General features: G+C 71.5%; 21 protein-coding genes and 1 tRNA gene. 6 read left to right on the forward strand and 16 right to left on the reverse strand.

Annotated features, from left to right (window positions below; genetic code table 11):
• Positions 1-2: 2 nt before the first annotated feature.
• From IEX89_RS17505 to IEX89_RS17525, 5 genes are all read right to left on the reverse strand, one after another.
• Positions 3-494, reverse strand: a complete 492-nt coding sequence (locus IEX89_RS17505; protein WP_188914548.1) for a chemotaxis protein CheW — start codon at positions 492-494, stop codon at positions 3-5.
• Complete coding sequence (locus IEX89_RS17510) at positions 491-3325, reverse strand: hybrid sensor histidine kinase/response regulator (protein WP_188914549.1); 2835 nt, start codon at positions 3323-3325, stop codon at positions 491-493. The genes IEX89_RS17505 and IEX89_RS17510 overlap by 4 nt, the downstream gene beginning before the upstream one ends.
• 119 nt (positions 3326-3444) lie before the next feature.
• Entirely contained in the window at positions 3445-4395 is a 951-nt protein-coding gene (locus IEX89_RS17515; protein WP_188914550.1) for a M23 family metallopeptidase, read from the reverse strand.
• 42 nt (positions 4396-4437) lie between these two features.
• Positions 4438-5082, reverse strand: a complete 645-nt coding sequence (chpT, locus tag IEX89_RS17520; RefSeq protein WP_188914551.1) for a histidine phosphotransferase ChpT — start codon at positions 5080-5082, stop codon at positions 4438-4440.
• A 138-nt stretch (positions 5083-5220) separates the two neighbouring features.
• Positions 5221-5778 carry a YHS domain-containing (seleno)protein gene (locus IEX89_RS17525; protein WP_244645557.1) on the reverse strand — a complete coding sequence of 186 codons (558 nt, stop codon included), beginning with the start codon at positions 5776-5778 and terminating at the stop codon, positions 5221-5223.
• 141 nt (positions 5779-5919) lie between these two features.
• On the opposite strand from IEX89_RS17525, the gene IEX89_RS17530 reads away from it, so the two are divergent.
• A complete protein-coding gene (locus IEX89_RS17530; protein WP_188914552.1) occupies positions 5920-6582 on the forward strand; it encodes a DUF1134 domain-containing protein in 663 nt (220 codons plus the stop codon).
• An 85-nt stretch (positions 6583-6667) separates the two neighbouring features.
• Positions 6668-7996 (forward strand): coiled-coil domain-containing protein, encoded by a 1329-nt coding sequence (locus tag IEX89_RS17535; RefSeq protein WP_188914553.1) that lies wholly within the window; start codon positions 6668-6670, stop codon positions 7994-7996.
• 2 nt (positions 7997-7998) lie between these two features.
• Here IEX89_RS17535 and IEX89_RS17540 read toward each other — a convergent pair whose 3' ends face one another.
• The 10 genes from IEX89_RS17540 to IEX89_RS17585 all read right to left on the reverse strand — a co-directional run bounded on the left by IEX89_RS17540 (position 7999) and on the right by IEX89_RS17585 (position 18679).
• Positions 7999-8925, reverse strand: coding sequence for a cytochrome c (locus IEX89_RS17540; protein ID WP_188914554.1), 927 nt, complete (start codon positions 8923-8925; stop codon positions 7999-8001).
• A 12-nt stretch (positions 8926-8937) separates the two neighbouring features.
• Complete coding sequence (locus tag IEX89_RS17545) at positions 8938-9399, reverse strand: c-type cytochrome (protein WP_188914555.1); 462 nt, start codon at positions 9397-9399, stop codon at positions 8938-8940.
• 156 nt (positions 9400-9555) lie between these two features.
• Positions 9556-10590: a UDP-glucuronic acid decarboxylase family protein gene (locus IEX89_RS17550; RefSeq protein WP_188914556.1), complete on the reverse strand. Its 1035-nt coding sequence runs from the start codon at positions 10588-10590 to the stop codon at positions 9556-9558.
• Between the two features lie 94 nt (positions 10591-10684).
• A complete protein-coding gene (locus IEX89_RS17555) occupies positions 10685-11794 on the reverse strand; it encodes a CgeB family protein (protein ID WP_188914557.1) in 1110 nt (369 codons plus the stop codon).
• On the reverse strand, positions 11791-12888 hold the full coding sequence (locus IEX89_RS17560) for a CgeB family protein (protein WP_188914558.1): 1098 nt from the start codon (positions 12886-12888) through the stop codon (positions 11791-11793). Before IEX89_RS17560 ends, IEX89_RS17555 begins: the two co-directional genes overlap by 4 nt.
• A complete protein-coding gene (locus IEX89_RS17565; protein ID WP_188914559.1) occupies positions 12885-14000 on the reverse strand; it encodes a CgeB family protein in 1116 nt (371 codons plus the stop codon). The genes IEX89_RS17560 and IEX89_RS17565 overlap by 4 nt, the downstream gene beginning before the upstream one ends.
• Entirely contained in the window at positions 14000-15160 is a 1161-nt protein-coding gene (locus tag IEX89_RS17570) for a glycosyltransferase family 4 protein (protein ID WP_188914560.1), read from the reverse strand. Before IEX89_RS17570 ends, IEX89_RS17565 begins: the two co-directional genes overlap by 1 nt.
• Positions 15157-16458, reverse strand: a complete 1302-nt coding sequence (locus IEX89_RS17575) for a TIGR04295 family B12-binding domain-containing radical SAM protein (RefSeq protein ID WP_188914561.1) — start codon at positions 16456-16458, stop codon at positions 15157-15159. Before IEX89_RS17575 ends, IEX89_RS17570 begins: the two co-directional genes overlap by 4 nt.
• Entirely contained in the window at positions 16455-17579 is a 1125-nt protein-coding gene (locus IEX89_RS17580) for an NAD-dependent epimerase/dehydratase family protein (RefSeq protein WP_188914562.1), read from the reverse strand. Before IEX89_RS17580 ends, IEX89_RS17575 begins: the two co-directional genes overlap by 4 nt.
• Positions 17576-18679 (reverse strand): NAD-dependent epimerase/dehydratase family protein, encoded by a 1104-nt coding sequence (locus IEX89_RS17585; protein WP_188914563.1) that lies wholly within the window; start codon positions 18677-18679, stop codon positions 17576-17578. The genes IEX89_RS17580 and IEX89_RS17585 overlap by 4 nt, the downstream gene beginning before the upstream one ends.
• 260 nt (positions 18680-18939) lie before the next feature.
• Here IEX89_RS17585 and IEX89_RS17590 point away from each other — a divergent pair, with 260 nt between their 5' ends.
• A complete protein-coding gene (locus tag IEX89_RS17590) occupies positions 18940-19218 on the forward strand; it encodes a hypothetical protein (RefSeq protein ID WP_188914564.1) in 279 nt (92 codons plus the stop codon).
• Between the two features lie 7 nt (positions 19219-19225).
• Here the strand turns inward: IEX89_RS17590 and IEX89_RS17595 are convergent, their stop codons facing one another.
• Positions 19226-20239, reverse strand: a complete 1014-nt coding sequence (locus tag IEX89_RS17595) for an RluA family pseudouridine synthase (RefSeq protein WP_188914688.1) — start codon at positions 20237-20239, stop codon at positions 19226-19228.
• 164 nt (positions 20240-20403) lie between these two features.
• Here IEX89_RS17595 and IEX89_RS17600 point away from each other — a divergent pair.
• The 3 genes from IEX89_RS17600 to kdpA all read left to right on the forward strand — a co-directional run bounded on the left by IEX89_RS17600 (position 20404) and on the right by kdpA (position 22737).
• A tRNA-Glu gene (locus tag IEX89_RS17600) sits at positions 20404-20479 on the forward strand.
• Positions 20480-20945: 466 nt separating this feature from the next.
• Positions 20946-21035, forward strand: coding sequence for a K(+)-transporting ATPase subunit F (kdpF, locus tag IEX89_RS17605; RefSeq protein WP_188914565.1), 90 nt, complete (start codon positions 20946-20948; stop codon positions 21033-21035).
• A 10-nt stretch (positions 21036-21045) separates the two neighbouring features.
• Positions 21046-22737, forward strand: coding sequence for a potassium-transporting ATPase subunit KdpA (gene kdpA / locus IEX89_RS17610; RefSeq protein WP_188914566.1), 1692 nt, complete (start codon positions 21046-21048; stop codon positions 22735-22737).
• Positions 22738-22753 lie beyond the last annotated feature (16 nt).

The following is a 22753-nucleotide window of genomic DNA, read 5'->3' on the forward strand; positions in this document are numbered from 1 at the left end:
GGTCAGGCCGCGCGGGCTTCCGCGTCGAAGGCGAGGACCGCGTCGACGTCGAGGATGATGAGCAGGCGGCCCTCCAGGCGATGCACGCCGTGGGACAGCTTCACCCAACGCGGATCCATGTGGACCGGGCTCGGCTCGTGGGTCTCGCCGGAGAGCTTCATCACCTCGCCGACGGAATCGACGAGCAGACCGTAGCTCTCGCCCTTGTGCTCGAGGCCCACCGCCATGACGTCGCCCGCTGTCGGACGATCGGTCAGGCCGAGGCGCCGGCGCAGGTCCACCGCGGTGACGACGCGCCCGCGCAGGTTCAGGAGCCCCGCGATCTCGGGCGGCGAGAGCGGCACGGTGGTGAGCGAGGAGGCGATGAAGACGTCGTGCACCCGGTCGATGGGCAGGCCGAACATCTGGTCGGCGACCATCACGGTCACGAATTCCTCGAGGTCGCCCGACAGGCGCCCGTCGCGGGCGGTGTCGTTCTGGTTGGCGGCGATCATGCGGCTTCTCCGAGGGAGGTGCGGACATCGGGCTGCGTCTCGGCGAGCGCCGCGACGAGGCCGGAACGGTCGAACTTGGCGACGAACTCGGAGATGCGCAGGCGGCGCGCGCGCTCGATCGCCTCGGGGGTCACGCCGGAGGAGAGCGCGATCACCGGCACGTCGTGCAGCCGCGCCTGGGCGCGCACCGCCTCGACGAGGGCGAAGCCGTCGCGGCCGGGCATCTCGATGTCGGTGACGATGACGTCGATGCGCTTGTCGGCGGCGAGCACCTGCAGCGCCTCCTCCGTCGAGCCCGTGGCGATCACCTTGAAGCCCGCGGCCTTGAGCACCGGAGTGAGCATGTCGCGGAAGAACGGGCTGTCGTCGACGAGCAGCAGCGTGCGCGAGAGGTTGGCGATGCGCGGCGGGCCGCCGCGGGTCCAGTCCTCGTGCGCCAGCGGCAGGTAGTGCGCGACGTTGACGATCTCGGTGGCGCGCCCGCGCACCACGGCCGAGCCGACGAGGTCGGAGCGGTCGGTGGCGAGCTCGATGTCGAGCACGTCGTCGACGATGTCGACGATCTCGTCCACGGCGAGGCCCATGGTGCGGTCGCCGTCGGAGAAGACGACGAGCGCCTGGGTGCCCTCGCTCTTGATGTGGATCGTCGGATCGGCCGGGACGAGCGGCATGAGCTTGCCGCGATACTGCACGAGCGGACGCCCGCCGACCCACTCGATCTTCGTGGCGTCGATCTCTTCGAGACGCGTGACGAGGGAGAGCGGCACGGCCTTGAGGCTCTCGCCGCCGCCGCGGAAGACGAGCAGCGTCACGGTCTCGACCTCCTCCGTCGCCTCGGTCTCGGCAGGCTCCTCGAAGCCGTAGCTCTGCTCGGCCTTGCCGCTGTCGACCATCTTCGCGACGCCGTTGGGGTCGATGATGAGCACGACGGCGCCGTCGCCGAGGATGGTGTTGCCGGAGAAGAGCGGGATGTGGCGCAGCTTCGTCGACATCGGCTTCACGACGATCTCTTCCGTGTGGAAGACGCCGTCGACGAGAATGCCGAAGCGCTGGCGGCCCACCTGCGAGACGACGACGAAGCCCTCGTCGCCCGCATCCGCGTCCGCGCCGTCGAGGCCCAGCACCTTGGCCGCGGGCACGATCGGCAGGAGCCGGTCGCGCAGGCGCAGCACCGGCGTGCCGTTGATGCGCTCGACCTGGTGGTCGGAGCCCTTCTTGACGCGCACGAGCTCGAGCACCGCCACCTGCGGGATGGCGTAGCGCTGGTCGCGCGCGGCGACGATGAGGGCGGCGACGATGGCGAGCGTGAGCGGGATCTTGATCGTGAAGGTCGAGCCCTTGCCCTGCTCGGACTTGATCTCGACCGTGCCGCCGATGAGCTCGATGTTGGTCTTGACGACGTCCATGCCCACGCCGCGGCCGGAGACCGCCGTGACCGCCTTGGCCGTCGAGAAGCCCGGATGGAAGATGAACTTGGCGATCTGCGCCTCGCTCATGCGCTCGATCTCGGCCTCGGTGCCGAGCCCGCGATCCACCGCCTTCTTGCGGATGGCGTCGAAGTTGAGGCCCTTGCCGTCGTCCGAGATCTCGATCGTGATCGTGCCGCCTTCGTGATAGGCGTTGAGGCGGATGTTGCCGCGCTCGGGCTTGCCGGCGGCGCGCCGCTCGGCGGGCGCCTCGATGCCGTGATCCGCGGAGTTGCGGATCATGTGGGTGAGCGGGTCCTTGATGACCTCGAGCACCTGGCGGTCGAGCTCGGTGTCGGCGCCCTGCATCACGAGCTCGATCTTCTTGTCGAGCTCGGACGACAGGTCGCGGATGATGCGCGGCAGCTTCTGCCAGGCCGTGCCGATGGGCTGCATGCGCGTCTTCATGACGCCTTCCTGCAGCTCGGCCGTGACGTGGGAGAGCCGCTGGAGCGGCACCTTGAAGCCGTTGTCTTCGTGGCGACGCGCGATCTCGAGGAGCTGGTTGCGGGTGAGCACCAGCTCCGAGACCATCGTCATCAGGTGCTCGAGCGTGTCCACGTTGACGCGGATCGTCTGCACCTTGGAGACGTTCTCGCCGCCGGCGGCCGCGTTCTCCTGGCTCGGGTTGTCCTTGGCCTGCGCGCGCGCAGCGGGCTTGGCCGCCTCGGCCTTCGGAGCTTCCGCCTTGGGAGCTTCGGCCTTCGCGGGCTCGGGCTTCGCGGGGTCGACCTTGGGCGCTTGCGCCTTGGGAGCCTCAGCGACGGGCGCGGGCTCGGCCACGATCGCGGCCGGCATCGGGGCGGGGGCGGTGAAGTCCTCGTCCGGGCCCGGCGCTTCCAGGAAGGCGCGCTCCAGATCGTCGAGGGTCACCTCGCCGGGCTTGAGCTCGCGCGCGAGCGGCGGGACGTCGAGCGGGGGCTCCTCGGCCTCGACGGGCTCCGGCTCCGGGGCGGGCGCGGCGGCGGCCTCGGCCAAGAGCGTCGTCTCGTCGGCGCTCGCCATGCGCTCCAGCTCGCCGATCAGGTCGACGTCCTCGCCCTCGGGCTCGGCGGCGGTCCGCTCCAGCTCGGCCAGGATCTCCTTGATCCGATCGAGGGTGGCGAGAATGAGCGTCACCGCGTTCGAGGTCACCGGCAGCCCGTCGCGGAACCGACCCATCAGGGTCTCGGCGGCATGGGCGAGGCTCTCGAGACGCGGCAGGCCGAGGAAGCCGCAGGTCCCCTTGATCGTGTGGACCAACCGGAAGATGTTCGAGAGGATCTTCTCGTTGTTGGGGTCCTGCTCGAAGCGAACGAGCTCGACGTCGACCGTGTCGAGGTGCTCGCTCGTCTCGGTCAAAAATTCGCGAAGCAGTTCATCCATGGATATCTCTCGATCCACCAGAGGGCTGGGCCGGGTCTGAGCGAGAGTGCCCGCGAAGTCGTTTAAGTTCCGTTTCCTCGACAGGGGGGCGACGACGGCGAATGCTCGCCGAAATGGAACTAATCCGTTTCGATGACGTCGTTGCGGACCAGATGACGCCCATGGATCGTCATGGGGATCGGGTCCGCATCGAGGAGATGGCGCCGCCGCGAGCCGCGTTGCGCGTGAACGTGGAGATGAGGCTCTGTCGTGTTTCCGCTGTTTCCGACGCGCCCGATCACATCTCCGGTCGATACCGCGTCCCCGACCTGCACGCGCAGGCTGCCGTGCTGGAGATGCGCGAGCAGAACGTCGAAGCCTTCGCACGCGATCAGCACGTGATTGCCGGCGAGGTTTTCGGCATCGCGATGCGGCGGCGGGAGGTCCGGCAGGCCGTCGCGCGCCTCGACGACGCGCCCGGCGCAGGGCGCGAGGACGGGCTTCCCGAAGATCGCGTAGGCGGTGGGATCGGCGGGGTGGAGCCCGCGCGCGCGCAGCCCCAGGCCGTCGAGCCCCAGGAAATCGATGGCGTGGGCCTGCCCGCGCAGATGCGCGCGTTCCGGCTCGAGCACCTTCCGGTGCGGGTTGAGGAGGTCGTGATGGCCGCCCGAGCCGACGATGAAGCGCCCGCCGGCCAGCGGAAAGGCGATCTGCGCGACCGGCCCCTCCGGCGCGCGGCGCGCATCGGCGAGGGAGAGGACGAGCCACCCGAGCGCGACGGCGAGGAGCGCGACGAACGCGGTCGCCGCCCGCTCCGCGAGGCCGTCCGGCCAGATGCGCCCCGCGGGCCAGGCGTCGATCACCGCGAGGAGCGCCGCGATCCAGAAGGCGACGACGAGGACGACGAGCACCGGGCGGGGCACGAGCGCCCAGTTTCCCACGCTCGACACGACGAGGAGATAGGCGCCCCCGAAGCCGATCGTCGCGACGAGCGAGGCGGCGTCCCCCGGCGGCGCGAGGCCGATCCACACGACGAGAGCGAGCGGCACCAGGACCTGCAGGACGACGAGGCTGACGGCGGCGCCGATCATCTCTCTCCTCGCGGCGGCGCGATCACCTCCGCCCCCGCGGGATCACGCGGGGGCCGAGGTGATCGTCAGCGTCTCGCCGTCGATGGCGAAGTCGATGCTCATCTGTGCGGCGCGGGCGACGAGGCCGGTATAGTAGGTCTGGATCGCGTGCGCGTCGACCGTGCCGTCCTCCGCCTCGCCGCGCACGAGCGCGGGCGCGTGCGTGGGGATGCGGGCGTTGCGCCCCTGGGCCTTGATCACGAAGGTCGAGGCCGCCTCGTCGCCGCCCACGGCGACGTCGATCGTGCCGCCGCGGGGAATGCCCTGGGCGGCGATGACGACGAGGTTGAGGAGCAGCTTGACGCGGTTCTTCGGCAGCAGCATGCGCCGTGCCGTCCAGGTGAGCTGCGTGCGGTCGTCCGTGAAGAAGCCCTTCGCCACCGCCTCCGCGTCGCCGAGATCGATGGCGGCGCCGGCGGAGCCGGCCGCACCGAAGGCGATGCGGGCGAACTGGAGACGGGCGGAGGCCTGTCGCGCGCTCTTGCGGATGAGGTCGAGCGCGAAGGTCTTCATCTCCTCGTCGCCGCCTTCCTCCTCCATCACCTCGAGGCCGTTGACGATGGCGCCCACAGGGCTGATCACGTCGTGGCACACGCGCGAGCAGAGCAGCGCGGCGAGGTCGAGGGAGTCGAGGGAAACCGTGGCCATGGAGACCTCCGCGGGGCCTTGAGCGTCGCGTGGCGACACCCGCGGGGCGGGCGCGCCGACGCGCGAATGCGATTCGGGCGCGAGCGCGCCGTCACCCTTCGTAACCGCTGGGCGCCCCGTTGCAAAGGTCGCGGCGGCTCAGCTCCCCTCGGCGGGCGCGACGAGGCCCGCCGCGAGGCGCGGCCAGACGGCCTCGGCGTTCTCGATCACGGCGCGCGAGCCCGAGAAGCGTGCGAGGTTGCGGGGGTCGTGGAACAGGTAGAGCCGTCCGTCCACCACGGCGAAGAGGTCGGCGCGGCCTTGCGCGAGGCGCCCTTCGGCCAGCGCGATCGGGTCGTAGCCGCCGAGCCGCGGCGCGAAGCGCTCGGGGCCCGCGGCGAAGGCGGCCCGGTTCGAGGCCGTGCGGAAGCGCCAGGCGGCACCCTTCCAGACGAGCTCGTAGGCGCCGCGCCCCGCCCGCGGACCCTCCGGCAGGAAGAAGCTCACCGGATCGAGCCCGTCGAGCGCGAACCCGGAGAGCCCGTGCACGACCATCTGCTCGGTGACGCCGATCGGATCGGGCAGCGCCGCAAGCGCCGCCGCCGTGTCGACGGCGCGGCTCGCGCCCGCGGCGCGGGCCTCGTTCGAGGCGCCCGCGGCGAGGCCGAGCACGGCTGCGAGCGCGATCGCCGCCAGCGTTAACGGTCTGTTGTGCATCTTCGTCGAAATCTTCGTCACCCCGAGCCGCAGCCGGCCCGTGCCCCGTGTCGGCCGCAAAGAATGGGCATCAGGGCTGAAGATCACGTCGAGCGGATCGCGACAATTCGAGCGATCCGCGCCATTGCGGGAGACGAAGACATGCGCGCCCTCCGACAGGCTCTCTCGAGCCTCGCGATTTTCGCCCGTCTGGCCCCCGCCGCGCCCGCCCTGCCCGCCATCCTGGCGCTCGTCGCGGCCCTCGTGCTCGTCGTTCCAGGCATCGCGGCCGCGCAGCAGAGCGGGCAATGGGCGACGAACCCGCAGATCATGCAGGAGACGCAGACCTACACGACCCAGGAGACGATCGAGGCCGGTCACCGCTTCTTCGGCTCGACCTCGCGGGGCATCGCGCTCGCCATCGAGCAGGCGGCGGCGCGCTGGGGCCAGCCGAACGGCTACATCCTCGGACAGGAGGCGTCCGGCGCCTTCTTCGGCGGGCTGCGCTACGGCGAAGGCGTGCTCTACACCCGCAATGCCGGCCAGCGCTCGGTCTTCTGGCAGGGTCCGTCGCTCGGCTTCGATGTCGGCGGCGACGGGGCGCGCACGATGATGCTCGTCTACAATCTGCCGGCCACGGACGCGCTCTACCGCCGCTTCGTCGGCGTCGACGGCTCGGCCTATCTCGTCGGCGGCGTGGGCATGACGGCGCTGATGGCGGACCAGATGGTGGTGGTGCCGATCCGCACGGGCGTGGGCGCGCGGCTCGGAATCAACCTCGGATATCTGAAGTTCACCGACCAGCCGACCTGGAATCCCTTCTGAGGTCGGCGGACCCACTGCAACGCTGGCGTCCGGGGCGCGTTTGGCTTAACTGACGAACGCATTCCCGAGCCTCGGAAGGCGACGCGTGATCGAAGCCGCGATGTTCATAGCGCTGGGGTTCCTGGCGGCGACCTTCCTGGCGCTGCTGACGGCGCCCGCGCTCGCGGCCCGGGCGGACCGGCTCGCACGCCGCCGCCTGGAGGCGCAGCTACCCCGCTCCCTCGTCGAGCTCAACGCCGAGCGCGACCACCTGCGCGCGCAGCTCGCTCTGCGCGAGCGGCGGATCGAGCAGCGGCTCGAGACGACGCTCTCGGGCAAGCAGGCCGATCTGGCCGAGCTCGGCCGGCGCGCCGTGCGCATCGAGGCGCTCGGGCGCGACGTCGCCGCGCGCGACGCGCGCATCGCCGGGCTCGAGGCCGATCTCGAAGAGACCCGCACCAATCTCGCCGACACGCGCGAGGACCTCGCCGGCACCCGCGGCGATCTCGCCGAGACCCGCGAGGCCTTCACCCAGCTCAAGGCGGCGCATGCCGATCTCTCCGGGCGCCACGACGCGGCGCTGCAGGAGAGCGACGCGCGCCGTATCGCCATCGCCGACCTCGAGACGCGGCTCACCATCCAGACCGGGCGCGGCGACGATCTCGACCGGCGCCTCGCCGAGCGGCGCATCGAGCTCGCCGCCGAGCGCACGGCCCACGCGGGCACCCGCGCCGCGCTCGCCGACGAGCAGGCCCGCGGCGAGGTGCTCGACCGACGAAACAAGGAGGCGCTGGAGGCCGGGCGCCGGGCACGCGACGAGGCGGCGTCGCTCGCCGAGGCGCTGCGCGAGGCCGAGGGCGAGCGCGACCTCGCCCGCGCCATCTCCGACGATGCGCACGGCGCCCTTCACGCCGCTCGCGCCGCCGTCGCGGCGCTGGAGAAGCGCATCGAGACGCTCGTTGCGCGCGAGCGCGCGCTCGAAGGCGCGCACGAGAGCGCGCTGCGGGCGCTGAACGAGCGCATAGAGGTGCTCAAGGCCGAGAAGGGCTCTCTGGAAGGCGCGCTCGCCACGGCGCGGCAGGACCGGGCGCGCGCGCAGGCGGAGCTCTCCGCCAGGCGCGATCCGCGCACGCTGGAGCGCCGCGCGGAGGCGGCGGACACCGAGATCCGCCGCGCGAGCGCCCGGCGCGCGCCGCCGCGCAAGCGCAGCGACGAGACCGCTACGGGGAGCGAGGGGGACGGCGCCGCCTCGCACGCGCCGGCCGAGGACCCGTCGACGACCGAGCCCGCTCCCGCCGCGACGTCTCCCGCAGCTGGTGCCCCTGTCCCGAGTGCCCCTGTCCCGAGTGCCCCTGCCCCGAGTGCCGCTGCCCCGAGTCCCCCTGCCGACCCTCCACGCGCGGACGCCGAGCCCACGCGCAGCGCTCGGGCCTGACGTCACTCCCGCGGCGTCTCGGGCTTGGGCGGCAGCGCCAGGAGGTAGGCGGCGATCGCCTCGCGGTCGGAGGCGGCGAGCTGAGACGTGGCGTCCACCACGTGCCCCATCGAGCCGCCGATCACGTCGAACTCGGGCGTGAAGCCCGAGGTCAACAGCTCGACGATCTCGCCCTGCGACCACGAGCCGATGCCGCTCTCGTGGGGCGTGATGTTGGGGATGAAGCCGCGCCCTTCCGGGTTGGGCCCGCCGGCGAAGCGCGCCTCCTCGCGGATCGCGCCGAGCAGGCTGCGCGGCGAATGGCACTCCGCGCAATGCGCCGGGCCCTCCACGAGATACGCGCCTCGCGCCAGGACCGGATCCATGCCCTCGGGCGCGGCGAAGGGCTCGCCGTCGAGGAAGGCGAGCTTCCACAGGCCGAGCCCGCGGCGGATGTTGTAGGGGAAGGCGAGGTCGTGGGCCGGGGCGACGCCGTCCACCGGCTCCAGCGTCATCAGGTAGGCGTGCAGATCGCGCAGGTCCCCGGCCGACATGCGCTGGTAGCTCGTATAGGGGAAGGAGGGGTAGTAATGCTCGCCCTCCGGCGAGACGCCGCCGCGCATGGCGCGCACGAACTGCGCCGTCGTCCAGCCGAAGATGCCGTCGCGCGACGGCGAGAGGTTCGGCACGTGGAAGGTGCCGAAATCGGTCTCGAGCGCGAGCCCGCCGCCCAGGCGCAGCGGGTCGTCCTGGTCGGGCGTCGCATGGCAGGAGGCGCAGCCGCCCGCCCAGAACAGGGCCTCGCCGTTGGCGAGGTCCGCCTCGCCGCCGGGGACGCGCTCGAGGCCCGCCGCCTGCAGGTCGGGCTCGGTGAGCATGAAGAAGCCGAAGACCGCGACGATGGCGATCGCCACGATCACCACCGCCGCCTTCTGGAGCGCGTCCACCATGATGCGGCGCGATCAGTTCTGCATGCGGAATTGCTCGTGGCAGGTGCGGCACGACTGCGTCGCCGTGCCGAGCGCGGCTTGGAAGGTCGTGGCGTCGGTCGTGTCGTCGAGGCCGGCCTGCGCGCGTTCGCCGAATTCCTCGAAGAGCGCGACGAAGTCTTCCTTCTCTTCCCAGATCGCGGGGAGCGCCTCGGTGTCGCCGCCGGTCTCGGTGCCCTCGGGGAAGAGCTCGGGCATGCGCTGCGAGGCGTCGAGATAGACGGCGAAGGTGTTGCGCGCCGCCTCGAGATCGAAGTCCCGCTCGCCGCGCACCATCTGTACGCCGGTGCGGGTCGCGTCGCCTACGCCCTTCATGATCTCCTGGCGCTCGGCGATGGGGTCGCCCTGGGCGATCGCGGCCGGACCGAGGAGGAGCGGGGCTGCGGCGAAGGAGGCGAGCGCGATCGCGGCGGCGAGGTGGGGCATACGAGGCATGAGCGGGGTTCCCCCTGGTCTTGTCTGCGGCGTCCAGGCTGGAGCGCCTCGAACGAGGATAACGTCGCCGCGTGGGGACGCCAGCCCGTCGCGGCGTCGAGGGGGCGCGTGGGCCGGGAGGTCACGCAACCGTGATCACCCCGGCCCGGCACGGGCTCACGCGGCGCCGGGTACTGCCGCCGAGAGGGCGCGGGAGCGATGCTGCGTCTCGCGCGCCGGGCGCACCAGCGACGCGAACCAGTCGATCGTCGGCGGCAGACCCTCCACGATCGGCGTCGTCGGCCGCCAGCCGAGCACCGCCTCGGCGCGGGAGATGTCCGGGCGCCGGCGCTGCGGGTCGTCCTTGGGCAGGGGCTCGTAGACGACGCGCGACGTGGTCTCGACGAGGTCGAGCACCATGTCGGCGAGCTCGTTGATGGTGAACTCGCCCGGATTGCCGAGATTGACCGGCCCGTCCGGCGTCTCGTCGACCCGCATCAGCCGCACGAAGCCCTCGATCATGTCGTCGACGTAGCAGAAGGAGCGCGTCTGCTCGCCGTTGCCGTAGATCGTCAGCGGCTCGCCGGCCAGCGCCTGGCAGACGAGGTTCGAGACGATGCGCCCGTCGTCGGGGCGCATGCGCGGGCCGTAGGTGTTGAAGATGCGCGCCACGCGCACGTCGACGCCGCGGCCGCGCAGGTAGTCGAAGCACAGGGTCTCGGCGGCGCGCTTGCCCTCGTCGTAGCAGGCGCGCGGACCCGTCGGGTTGACGTTGCCGAAATAGCCTTCGCGCTGGGGATGCTCCAACGGATCGCCGTAGATCTCGCTCGTCGAGGCCTGCATGAAGCGCGCGCCGTGGCGCTCGCAATGGTCGAGCAGGTGGCGGGTGCCGACGACGCTCGTCATCATCGTATGGACGGGATCGGCCTGGTAGCGCGGGGGCGAGGCCGCGCACGCGAGATTGAAGACCGCCTCGACGTCGAGATTGGCGGGGATCGGGTCGCAGACGTCCTGCTCGATCAGCGAGAAACGGGGTTCGCGCGCCAGGGAGGCGAGGTTCTCCGGCGTGCCGGTCTGCATGTTGTCGAGGCAGATCACGCGCTCGCCGTCGGCGATGAGGCGTTCGCAGAGGTTGGAGCCGAGAAAGCCGGCTCCTCCCGCGACGAGGACGCCGCGTGACGACGAAGACTTGCGCGTACGGAAAGTATTCATACCAGATCACCTTTCCATTGCCGCCGGTACGGGCCCGGATGGGCAGGTTTTCTCTTCGCCCAACGCACGAGCGGGGTGGAAGATGCAGGCCGACCTAGAGGCCGGCGACTTTTTTCCCGGAAGCCGTTTCGCGCTCGGCACTCGCCTGCGCGAGCATAGCGACGAGCTCGCGCGCCCGCGCGACGCCGGTATGGGCGGCCAGCACGCGGGCGCGTCCCGCGGCGGCGATCGCGTCGCGGCGCATGGCCGGGAGCTCGGTCAGGATGGAGACGACGTCCTCGGGCTCGCGCGCGACGAGCATCGCCTCGCCGTCGGGTAGGAGCGTGTCGAGCCCCTCCCAGGCGTCGCCGATGATCGCGGTCGCGCACGCGCCCGCCTCGAACAGGCGCACGCTCGGGGACCAGCCGGCGGCGACCATGTCGGCGCGGGTGACGTTGAGCGTGAAGCGCTGGCGCGAATAGAACGAGGCGTGCTCGGCGGGCGGCAGGTGGGGGATGCGCGTCACGTTCGCCGGCCAGTCGACCTCCTCGGGATATTGCGGCCCGGCGACGACGAAGCGCTTATCCGGCAGCCGCCGCGCGGGCTCGATCAGGAGCCGCTCCAGCGCCGGCTGGCGATCGGGGGCGTAGGTGCCGAGATAGCCGAGATCCCATTCGAAGGCCTCGCCGGTCGGGCGGTAGCGCTCCTCCTCCACCGAGCAGTAGAGCGCGCGGGCCGCGCGGGCGCCGTGGGTGCGCTCGAGCAGATCGAGCGTCGGCCCGCCGGTGAAGGAGAAGTACACGTCGAAGAGCGGGATCTGGCGCGTCTCGAGCGACGGCGTCTCCCCGCGCGCGAGCTGGGCGAGGGTGACGGGCGTGTCGATGTCGTAGAAGCCGACGACGCCGCGCGCCGTCTCCAGCACGTGGTCGATCACCGCCGGCCCGTCGGGCACGTAGGAGCCGACGATCACGGCGTCGGCATCGCGGATCGCGGCGTCGTGCGCGCGCAGCGCATCGAGGTCGGCGTAGAGGTGGAGCGCGCAGAAATCGGGCTGCGCGAGATCGCGATGCGAGGCGTACCAGGGCACGTCGCGCTCCAGGAAGGTGACGCGATGGCCCAGCGCCGCCACGCCGCGCAGGAGGGCGCGCCAGGTGGTGGCGTGCCCGTTGCCCCAGGAGGAGGAGAGCGAGAGGCCGAGCACCACGATGTCGAGGGGCTTCGTCATGCGGCGGCTCCCGTGTGCGTCTTGATGCGCGCGAGATCGCGCAGGATCGCGTCCGCCTCGACGGCGCGGCGCGCATAGGTGTGGTCGCGCAGCGCGCGATCCAGCGCGCAGCGCCCGATGCGCGCGGCGCAATCGGGCGTGAGCCAGCCCATGATCTCGGCGACGTCCTTGCCGTCGCGCGCGACGAGGATCTCCTCGCCCGGCGCGAAGAATTGCGCGACGCCCTCCCAATGGTCGGTGATCAGGCACGCGCCCGCGCCCGCCGCCTCGAAGACGCGGGTGGGCGGCGAGAAGCCGACATGCGCCATGCTCTCGCGATTGACGTTGAGCACGGCCTTGGGCGTCACGTTGAAGGCGTTGTGGTCGCCCGAGCCGACATGGCCGACGGCGCGCACGTTGTCCGTCGTCTGCCAGGGCTCCCAGCCGGACCCGCCGAGCAGGAAGGTCTTGTCGGGCGCCGCCGCGGCGGGCTCCAGGAAGAAGGTGCGCACCCGCGCCTCGCGATCCGGCATGCGGTTGCCCAGAAAGCCGAGATCGGCGGCAAAGCGCGGATCGGGCGCGACCGGGTGATGGGTGTCGGGATCGAGCGCGTTGTAGATCGGATGGCAGGCCCGCGCGCCGAAGCTCTCGTAGCGCGTGACCACGGGATCGCCGCCGCCATAGGTCATCACCGCGTCGAGGCGCGGCAGCATGCGCCGCACCGCGTGGCTCTCGTCCTGCGCCATCTCGGCCAGCGTGGCCGGCGCGTCGACGTCCCAGAACAATTTCACCGCCCCGGGACGGGCCGCGTCCATCACGGCCTCCAGGATGGCGTCGTCGGCGTAGCCGACGCCGCTCGCCTTGACGACGACGTCGGCGGACGCGGCCTCGGCGGCCGCGGAGCGCACGCCCTCGGGGCTCGCCTCGTAGACGACGACGCGCGCCCAGGCCGGCTCGTCCATGTCGCGGTGCTTCTGGCGATCGAAGGCGTCGGGCTCGTAGAAGACGATCTCGTGGCCGTGGCCGGCGAGCGCCTTCAGGAGGCCGCGGTAGTAGGTCGCCGCGCCGTTCCAGTAGGACGACACGAGGCTCGAGCCGTAGAAGGCGATCTTCACGCGACGGTCTCCTTCTCGCGGGTGTCGACGCCGAGATCGGCGAGGATGCCGATCAGCTCGTCGACGCGGTGGGCGCAGGTGTGGCGGGCGCGGATGGTCTCGAGGCCCGACGCCGCGAGCGCGGCCGCGCGCTCCGGATCGTCGACGATCGAGCGGAGCGCCGCGCGCATGGCGTCGCCGTCCTCGGCGACAAGGTAGTCCTCGCCGGGGCGAAACAGCTCCTCGGCATCGTCCCAGGGCGCGCAGACCAGCGGGATGCCGCAGGCGAGCGCCTCGAAGGGGCGGATCGTCGGGATGCCGGGCAGGCTCTCGACATAGGGCCGGCGCGGCACGTGCACGGTGACACGGTGGCGGGCGAAGGCCGCTGGCGCATCGGCATTGGCGATCCAGCCGCGATAGGCGATGCCGGCCTCCTCCAACGCTTCCAGCGCGTGGGGCGGATAGCGTACGCCGCGCGCCTGCGCACGAAGGTCGAGATCGCGCACCGGCTCGACCAGGAATTCGCGCAGCTGCGCATCGCGCTCGCCGTCGCCCCAATTGCCGATCCAGATCAGGTCGCCCGTCTTCTCCACGTCCGGCATCGGCCGGAACAGGCGCGTGTCGGCGGCCTCGTGCCAGACGTGGACCTGCCGGCCCCAGCCGGCGGCGCGGTAGCGCGCCGCGAGCGTCTCGCCGAAGGCGAGCACGCCGTCGTAGTCGCGCAGCTCCAACCCCGCGATCGCCTTCTCGGCGGAGACCGCGCGGTGATGCGTGTCGTGGAAGAGGAGCGTGAACGGCGCCCCCTCCCGGCGCAGCCAGCCGATCTCGGCGACGATGGCCGGGTCCGTCCATTCGTGCACCACGACGACGTCGACGCCGTCGAGCGCCGAGGCGTGGTCGAAGCCGCTCTCGTAGAGCCGCTCGTCGAGCTCGGGGAAATCCTCGGCGAAGCGGTCGAGGGCGGAGAAGCCCTGGTCGGCGACGAGGTTCGCGCGGCTCCAGGCGTCGAAGGGCGCGAGCGCCGTCGCCTCGTGCCCGCGCGCGACGAGCTCGCGCATGATTCCGCGCAGGAAATGCGCGTTGCCGTGGTTCCAGTCGGAGGAGAGGGAGTGGGTATAGAACACGAAGCGCATCAGGCGGTCTCCGCCAGCGGGGTGCGCGCGGCGCTGGTTGCGAGCGCATCCGCGTAGAGCGCTAGGAGCCGCTCCGCCTGGAGGTCGGGGTCATAGGCCGCCGCGCGCTCCCGTGCGGCCGCGGCCTGGAGCGCGTGCAGCCGCGGATCGCCCGCGATCCGGTCGATGGCGGCGGCGAAGCCCTCGGCGTCGTGCGGATCGACGAAGAGCGCGGCGCCCTCCCACAATTCGCGGAAGGTCGGGATATCGGCGAGGACGAGGGCGCAGCCCTCCTGCGCGGCCTCGAGCACGGCCAGCCCGAAGGGCTCGTAGCGCGCGGGCGAGACGAACACGGCCGCGCGGGCCAGCGCCGCGCGGGTCTCCTGCGCCGGCAACGCGCCGCGCGCCTGCGCATGGGCGAAGGCGACGCTCTGTCCCTGCGGGCCATCGGTCGCGCCGATGGCGACGACGCGGATCGAGGCGAGCGCTGCGGCGGCGTCGAGGGTCGCGGCGTTCTTCGCCTCGTCCCACCAGCGCCCGACGGCGAGCGCGACGGGACCGCCCTCGCTCGGCTCCGGCTCGGCCGCGCGCGACTCGGCGAAGCTCGCGTTGGGGACGATGGCGAGGCCCGGCAGCGGGCCGTAGGCGACCCGCATCGCGTGGGCGTGGGCGCGCGAGGGCGCGATCACGCGATCCGCCCGGGCGAGCCCCTGGCGCACGAGGCGCGCGTTGAGCGCGAAGGCGTCGGGCAGGTCCCCCGCGTCCTCGGCGAACGTCTCGCCCCTGCGCATCGCCGCCCACCACGTCGCCATGCACGAATGCGCCATGACGAGAACGGGGCGCACGGTCTGGAGGCCGCGGGCGTGGGAAGGATAGTTCAGGTGCAGGAGATCGACGTCGTAGAGCGTCGCGACGCCGTCGAGCACGGCCGGTATCCCGTCGAGCGCCGTCTCGTCGGCGACGAGCCAGTCGAGCGGGTGGTCGAACCAGAGCAGCGTCAGCCCCTCCACGCCGCGGGCCTCCTGGCGCTGGTCGACGGACGGCTCGGGTCCGAAGGCGACGAGCACGGTCTCGATGCCGTGGGGCGCGAGCGCGCGGGCCATGTCCAGCGCGTGGCGCCAGACGCCGCCGACGGCGTCGCAGGTGACGAGAATGCGGCGCGGCGGGACGGGATCGCTCATGGATGCGCCCCGCAGCAGGCGGATTCGAGCTCGGCGAGCGGGCGCGGGCGCTCGTCCTGGATGTCGCTGAAGCGATCGAAGGCGGCGAGGTAATGCTCGTGCGCGCGCTCCCAGGCCTCGTCGTCGGGCATCCCCCAGAGGTCCCGGTAGGACGGCGAGGACGGATACGGGTAGAGCGGCACGGGATCGTTCGCCCACACGCCGCGCGAGATCAGGTGCTCGCGCCAATGCGCGACGATCTCCTTCGAATCGGTGGGCGTGCCGATGAGGTTCGCCTGCACGAAGGGCACGTGCGCGCGCGCCTTGACGAGGAGCGAGGCGAGCTCGGGCGTATCCATGCGGCAGCGCTTGGCGAGCATGGCGCGGCCCTCCTCCGTGAGGCTCTCGAGCCCCGCCTCGATGGAGACGCAGCCCGCCTCGCCGAGAAGCTCCAGCAGGTCGGGCTTCCAGAGGTCGATGCGCGTCTGCACGCCGAACACGACCGGGCGCTCGATCAGCGCCTCGAGCAGCGCCTTCTGCGGCAGGAAGATCTCGTCGATGAAGTACAGATAGCCGACGCCCTGGTCGATCAGCCCGTCGATCTCGGCGAGCACGTGCTCGAGCTTGCGCCGGCGATACTTGTCCCGGTAGTCGATCTTGGCGCAGAAGGCGCATTCGTACGGGCAGCCGCGCGAGGCCTCGACCTCCGCGCCGAAGCCGACGAAGGGGCCCTCGTCGAAGCGGTGGTGATGGTGCGGATGGTTCGCGAGCCATTCCGCGGGCCAGCGCAGCGGCGCGTGATCGACGAAGGGGCTCGCCATGGTCGGACCGCGGTTCGCGAGCGCGCCGTCGACGAGGCGCGCCACGCCGTCGACGCGGGACCAGTCGTCGGTCGAAGCGAGCTTGACCACGGTCTCCTCGCACTCGCCGCGGATCACCGCGTCGACGCCGAGCTTCTCGAGGGTGGGCTTGGGCGTAGCCGAGCCGTGGGGGCCGATCGCCACCGTGCGTCCGCCGCGCCCGCGCAGATGCGCCAGGAACTCGGCGGGAACGCGCAATTCTGGGGGCGCGCAGCGCCAGAACAGATAGGTCGGCGCCGTCGTCACGACGGTGATCTCGGGCCGGAAATCGGCGACCGTCGCCGCGAGCGTCGCGTTGTCGGCGCCCATGAGCTGGCCGTCGAGCATGAGGACCTCGTGGCCGGCATCCTCCAGCAGCGCCTTCGAATAGCCGAGCTCGAGCGGCAGATGCTCGTGGCGGCAGCCGAAATAGATCGAGCCCTCGTAGCTCCAGGCGGGGTTGACGAGCGCCACCTTCATGCCGTGAGCCTCCTTTCCGCGGTCGCGCGCGCCGGGCGCGGCGAGGCGCCCGCACGCAGGAAATCCTGGTTCTCGAGCCAACGGGCGAGATCGGCGAGACCCTCTCGCCAGCCCGTCCGCGCGCGCCAGCCGAGCGTCGTTTCCAGGCGGCGCGTATCCGCGACGAACCAGAGCTGGTCACCTTGGCGCCACGCGGCACGATCGAGCCGGACGGGGCCCGAGATCTCCTCGATCGCGTCGATCACCGCGCGCAGGCTCACCGCGTTCGCGGGCCCGCCGCCGAGATTGAAGACGCCGCCGGCGATCTCGTCGATGCGCGCGAGCGCCGTGCGATAGGCGCCGACCGCGTCGGAGACGTGGAGCACGTCGCGCACCTGCTTGCCGTCGCCGAAGATGGTGATCTCCTCCCCGCGCAGCGCGCGGATGAGGAAATGCGCGACCCAGCCCTGATCCTCGGTGCCGAACTGGCGCGGACCGTAGATGCAGCTCATGCGCATCACGGCGGTGCGCAGGCCGAAGGAGCGCGCGTAGTCGAGGACGTACTGGTCCGCGACGCCCTTCGAGCAGCCGTAGGGCGTGTGGAAATCGAGCGGCTGGGCCTCCGACACGCCGTGGGCGGCGATCTCGGCATCCGCCGGCACGTAGGCGTCGGGTGTCTCGCGCATGGCGCTGCCCGCAAGGTCGCCGTAGACCTTGTTCGTCGAGGCGAAGACGACGGGCAGGCGCGGGTTCGTGCGCCGCACGGCCTCCAGCAGGGAGAGCGTTCCCGCCGCGTTGATGGAGAAATCCTCCACCGGATCGACCAGGGAGGTCGTCACCGCGACCTGCGCTGCGAGATGCACGACGCCGCGCGCGCCGACGAGCGCCGCGTCGAGCGCCGCGCCGTCGCGCACGTCCGCATGCACGTGGCGCACGCGCTCCCCGTGCCGCTCCACGAGCCAGGCGAGGTTTCGCTCGACGCCGGGCCGCGCGAGCGTGTCGACGAGGGTGACGCGCCCGCCCTCGGTGAGCACGCTCTCGGCGAGGTTGGCGCCGATGAAGCCCGCGCCGCCCACGATGACGAGGGGAGCATCCGCCGAGAGATCGCCGGCACGGGGGTCGCGCTGCGCCGCCCCGCTCATGTCACGAGCCCCCGCGCCTCGAGATGCCGGCGCATCTCCGCGCCGCGATCGGACGCCTTCTGCGAGGCGACCCAGGCGACGAGCGGACCGAGCGCCGTCTCGAGCTTCAGCCGCGGCTCGAAGCCCAGGATCTCGCGGGCCTTGGAGATGTCGGCGAAGCAATGGCGGATGTCGCCGGCGCGGGACTTGCCGAGGATCTCCGGCTCGATCTCGGCGCCCATCGCCTCGCCCAGCAGGCGCGCGACGTCCTTGACGGTGTAGGCCCGCCCCGAGCCGATGTTGATCACCTCGCCGTTCGCGGCGGGCGTCTCCATGGCGAGGCGGAAGGCGCGGGCGACGTCCTCGACGTGGACGAAGTCGCGCTTCTGCTCCCCGTCCTCGAAGATCGTCGGCGCCTCGCCGTTGAGGTAGCGCGAGGCGAAGTTGGCGAGAACGCCCGTATAGGGGTTCGAGAGCGCCTGGCCGGGGCCGAAGACGTTGAAGAGCCTGAGCGCCACGCATTCCATGCCGTAGGCCGGGCAGGCGATCATCACCGCGCGCTCCTGCGCGTACTTGCCGAGCGCGTAGATGGAGGCGAGGTCGACGGGCTTCGTCTCGTCGGTTGCCACCGGCGTCAGCGCCGCGTTGCCGACGACGGGGTCCCAGCGCCCGGCCTCGATGGCGCGCCGGTCGCGCCTGGCGTCGTCGACGAGGCTGCCGTCGGGGGCGCGGTAGAAGCCTTCGCCGTAGACGCTCATCGAGGAGGCGACGACGACCCGCTCGACGGGCTCCTCGATCAGCTCCTGGAGCAGCACCGCCGTGCCCACGTCGTTGGCGCTCGTGTAGCGCTCGATCTCGTACATGGACTGGCCGACGCCGACCTCGGCGGCGAGGTGGAAGACCCCGTCGACGCCCGACACCGCGCGGCGCACGGCGTCGGCGTCCCGCACGTCGGCATGGATGAAGTCGCAGCCCTCCGGCACGGGCGGCGCGCCGGCTCCGTGGACCTGCTCCACCAAGCTGTCGAGGAGGCGGACGGAGTGCCCGCACGCGATCAGCTCCGCCGCTAGGGCACGGCCGATGAAGCCCATGCCGCCGGTGACGAGGTAGGTCTTGGTCATGAACGCTCCAGACTATCGGCTCGGACGGTCGCCTCCCGCCGCCAGCACGGCGGGGCCGCAGGGGAGTAGAAGAAGATGATCGGCGAACGTGTCGCCCGCTCGGCGGTTCCGTCGGCCAACGCGAAAAGAGGATGCCCGTTCCTAGGAGAGTCGGAGCGCGAGGAAAAAATGGCTCCCGACCCGCGGCGAGGACGATTCGACTCTTCCCCGGGAGCGCCTTAAATTCTTGGAGAAGAAAAGACCCGCAGGAGGCGACGAGCATGGCGCGCACGCCGCGCACCCCCGCCGATCTCGCCCGGCGCTTCGGCGAGCGCTCCGCCGAGCGCGCGATCGGGCGCGGCGAGAGCGTGCCGGCCGCCTCCGCGGACGCCTTCGCCCGCCAGACCTACCGGCTGCCCCGCGATCAGGCGCGCGACACCGCGCGCGACTGGTTCGCGCGCTATCCGAAGGCCGCCTACATGACCCGCGTGGAGAGCTGGCGCGTCCTCGACGACGGGCTCATCGAGTTCACCATGCGCCGCCTCCCCACCGCGGATTGAGCGCGGCTCAGCCGGCCTCCAGCGCCGCGACGAGGCGGGCGAGATCTCGCGGAAGGTCGCTCTCGAACGACATCGTCTCGCCGCTCGCCGGATGCGCGAAGCCGAGCACGGCGGCGTGCAGAGCCTGCCGGTCGAGCGCCTCCAGCGCGGCGCGCGCCTCCTCGGACAGACGCGCCGCCTTGGTGCGGAAGCCCGCGCCGTAGACGCCGTCGCCGAGCAGCGGATGCCCGATATGGGCCATGTGCACGCGGATCTGGTGCGTGCGGCCGGTCTCCAGCGCGCAGCGGATGCGCGCGGCGAGCGGCGCGCCGTCGGCCCCGAGATAGGTCTCCTCGAGCTGCCAATGGGTGATGGCCTCGCGGCCGCGCTCGGCGGGCACGACGGCCATCTTCTCGCGATTGACGCTGCCGCGCCCGATCGCCGCCTCGATCGTGCCGTGCGGGCGCGAGGGCACGCCCCAGACGAGGGCGACGTATTCGCGCTCCAGCGGCCCCGTACGGCCGTGATCGGCGAATTGCGCCGCGAGCGCCTTGTGCGCGGCGTCGTTCTTGGCGACGACGAGAAGGCCCGACGTGTCCTTGTCCAGGCGATGCACGATGCCGGGACGGCGCACGCCGCCGATGCCCGACAGGCTCTCCCCGCAATGGGCGAGGAGCGCATTGACGAGCGTGCCCGTCTCGTGACCCGCCGCGGGATGCACGACGAGGCCCGCCGGCTTGTCGATCACGACGAGGTCCGCGTCCTCGTGGACGACGACGAGCGGGATCGCCTCCGGCAGCGGCTCGGCCGGGAGGGGAGGGGGGACGACGAGCGTGAGGCGCGCCCCGTCGGGCACCTTCGTCGACGCGCTCGCGGCTGCCCGCCCGTCGATCCGCGCCTGGCCGTCGCCGATGAGATCCTGCACCCGCGCCCGCGAGAGGTCGGGAAAGGCGCGCGCCAGGACCCGGTCGAGCCGCTCCGGCGCGCCCTCGTGGACGTGCTCGCGCGTCTCCCCGGCCGCGCCGGGAGCCGCGTCGTCGATCCCGGCGACGACGTCCTCGTCTTCCGCGATTTCCTCGAAACCGTTGCTGTGCACCAAGAACGCCACCTTCCGGGCCGAACGGCCCCAACTTTTTTCGAAATTCGTCTCGGGAGGGCTTGTGCCGTCCGCGGAGCCTGGATATACGAACGGCCTCGCGCCGGCCAGCTCCCTTCGTCTAGTGGCCCAGGACGTCGCCCTCTCACGGCGAAAACAGGGGTTCGAGTCCCCTAGGGAGCGCCACGGCAGCGAGGTTTCCCGACGAGCAGACCCGCGCCGCTCCACCGCGCGATCGTGTGGCGGTCGCCGCGTCGTACCGTGTGCGAGCCTGCGGCGAGAATGCTGGTTTCGAGCCGATCGAGCGAGCACCGCAGGGGTTGGCGGTACGTCGGACCGAACGCTTCGTCCCATCGCATGGCGCCGTGTTCCGCAGGTTGTCGCTGACGCGCGTGTGGGCCGAGCCCAGCCGTTCGGGCCCTCGTGTCGCGATCGTGCTCTTTATGCGGCATTTACATCCACGACCGTAGTTCCCTCGCGCGCCTTTACGCGACCCCGCGCTAACCCTGCACCACCCGCCCCGCGTCCGGGGCCGATGCAGGAGAGCGCTTCATGCTCGACATCGTCTTCCTCGCCCTCGGGCTCGCCGTGTTCGGCCTCATGGCCGGCTACGCGCGCGGCCTCGAGCGGCTTTGAGCCGGAGGTCGTCCCCATGTCCTTCGAGCTCGTTCTCGGCGGCCTCGCCGCCGCCGGTCTCGCCGCCTACCTCGTCGCCGCGCTGTTGCGGCCCGAGCGCTTCTGAGGAGGCCGCGATGACGTTTCCCGACTGGTTCCAGATCCTTCTCTTCGTCGCGGTGGCGACTGCGACCGCGACCCCGCTCGGCCGCTATGCGGCCTCCGTGTTCGAGGGGCGCGTGCGCCTTCTCGCGCCGGTCGAGGCCGGCTTCTACAGGCTCGCCGGCGTCGATCCCGCGCGCGAGCAGGGCTGGCTCGGCTACACCTTCGCGGTGCTCGCCTTCAACGCGGCGGGCTTCGCGGCTCTCTACCTGATCCTGCGTCTCCAGGGCGTCTTGCCCGTCAATCCGCAGGACTTCGGGGCGGTGGACGCGGATCTCGCCTTCAACACGGCCGTGTCGTTCACGACGAACACGAACTGGCAGGCCTATGGCGGCGAGACCACGCTCACGCATCTCACCCAGATGATGGGTCTGACGACGCAGAACTTCGTCTCGGCGGCGACCGGCATCGCGGTGGCGATCGCGGTGACGCGCGCCTTCGCGCGCTCGTCGGCGCGCACGCTCGGCAATTTCTGGGTCGATCTGACCCGTTGCACCCTCTACCTGCTGCTGCCGATGGCGATCGTGGTCGCGCTGGCGCTGGTCGCGCTCGGCGTGCCGCAGACGCTCGAAGGCTCGTTCGTCGCGCAGACGGTGGAGGGCGCCGAGCAGGTGGTGTCGGTGGGGCCGGCGGCGAGCCAAGTCGCGATCAAGCAGCTCGGCACCAACGGCGGCGGCTTCTTCAACGTCAACTCGGCCCACCCGCTGGAGAACCCGTCCTATTGGACGAACGCGCTCCAGCTCTGGGCCATCGTCGCGATCCCGCTCGCGCTCGCCGTTACGTTCGGGCGCATGACCGCGCGCGACCGGGACGGCTACGTGCTGCTCTCCGTCATGGCGGGCGCACTCCTCGCCTTCGCCGGCCTCGCCTACTGGGCGGAGAGCGCGGGCAACCCGATCGTCCAGGCGCTCGGGGTCGCGGGCGGCAACATGGAGGGCAAGGAGGTGCGCTTCGGCGAGGCTCTTTCCACGCTCTGGGCGACCTTCACCACCGGCGCCTCGAACGGCTCGGTCAACTCCATGCACGACTCGTTCACGCCGCTCGGCGGCCTCGTGCCGCTCTTCCTGATGCAGCTCGGCGAGATCCTGCCCGGCGGCGTCGGGTCGGGGCTCTACGGGATGATCGTCTTCGCCATTCTCGCCGTCTTCGTGGCGGGGCTGATGGTGGGCCGCACGCCGGAATATCTCGGCAAGAAGATCGAGGCGAAGGACGTGAAGATGGCGATGCTCGCGGTCCTCGTCATGCCGCTCTTCATCCTCGGCTTCACGGCGGTCTCGGCGGTGATGCCGGCGACGCTGGCCAGCATCCAGGACGCGGGGCCGCACGGTCTCTCCGAGATCATGTACGCCTACACCTCGGGCGCCGGCAACAACGGCTCGGCCTTCGCCGGCTTCGGCTCGGACACCACTTGGTACAACACGACGATCGGCCTCTCGATGCTGTTCGGGCGCTTCGCCATCATCGTGCCCGTGATGATGATCGCCGGCTCGCTCGTGGCCAAGCCCCGGCTCGCCCCCTCGCAGGGCACGTTCCCGACCGACACCGCGCTCTTCGCGGGCCTGCTCGCGGGCGTGATCCTGATCTTCGGCGGCCTGCAGTTCTTCCCCGCCCTCGCGCTGGGACCCGTCGTCGAGCACGTCATGATGCTCGACGGGACCCTCTTCTGAGCGCACGGAGGCAATC

The sequence above is a fragment of the Salinarimonas ramus genome, from assembly GCF_014645695.1.
Taxonomy (GTDB): Bacteria; Pseudomonadota; Alphaproteobacteria; order Rhizobiales; family Beijerinckiaceae; genus Salinarimonas; species Salinarimonas ramus.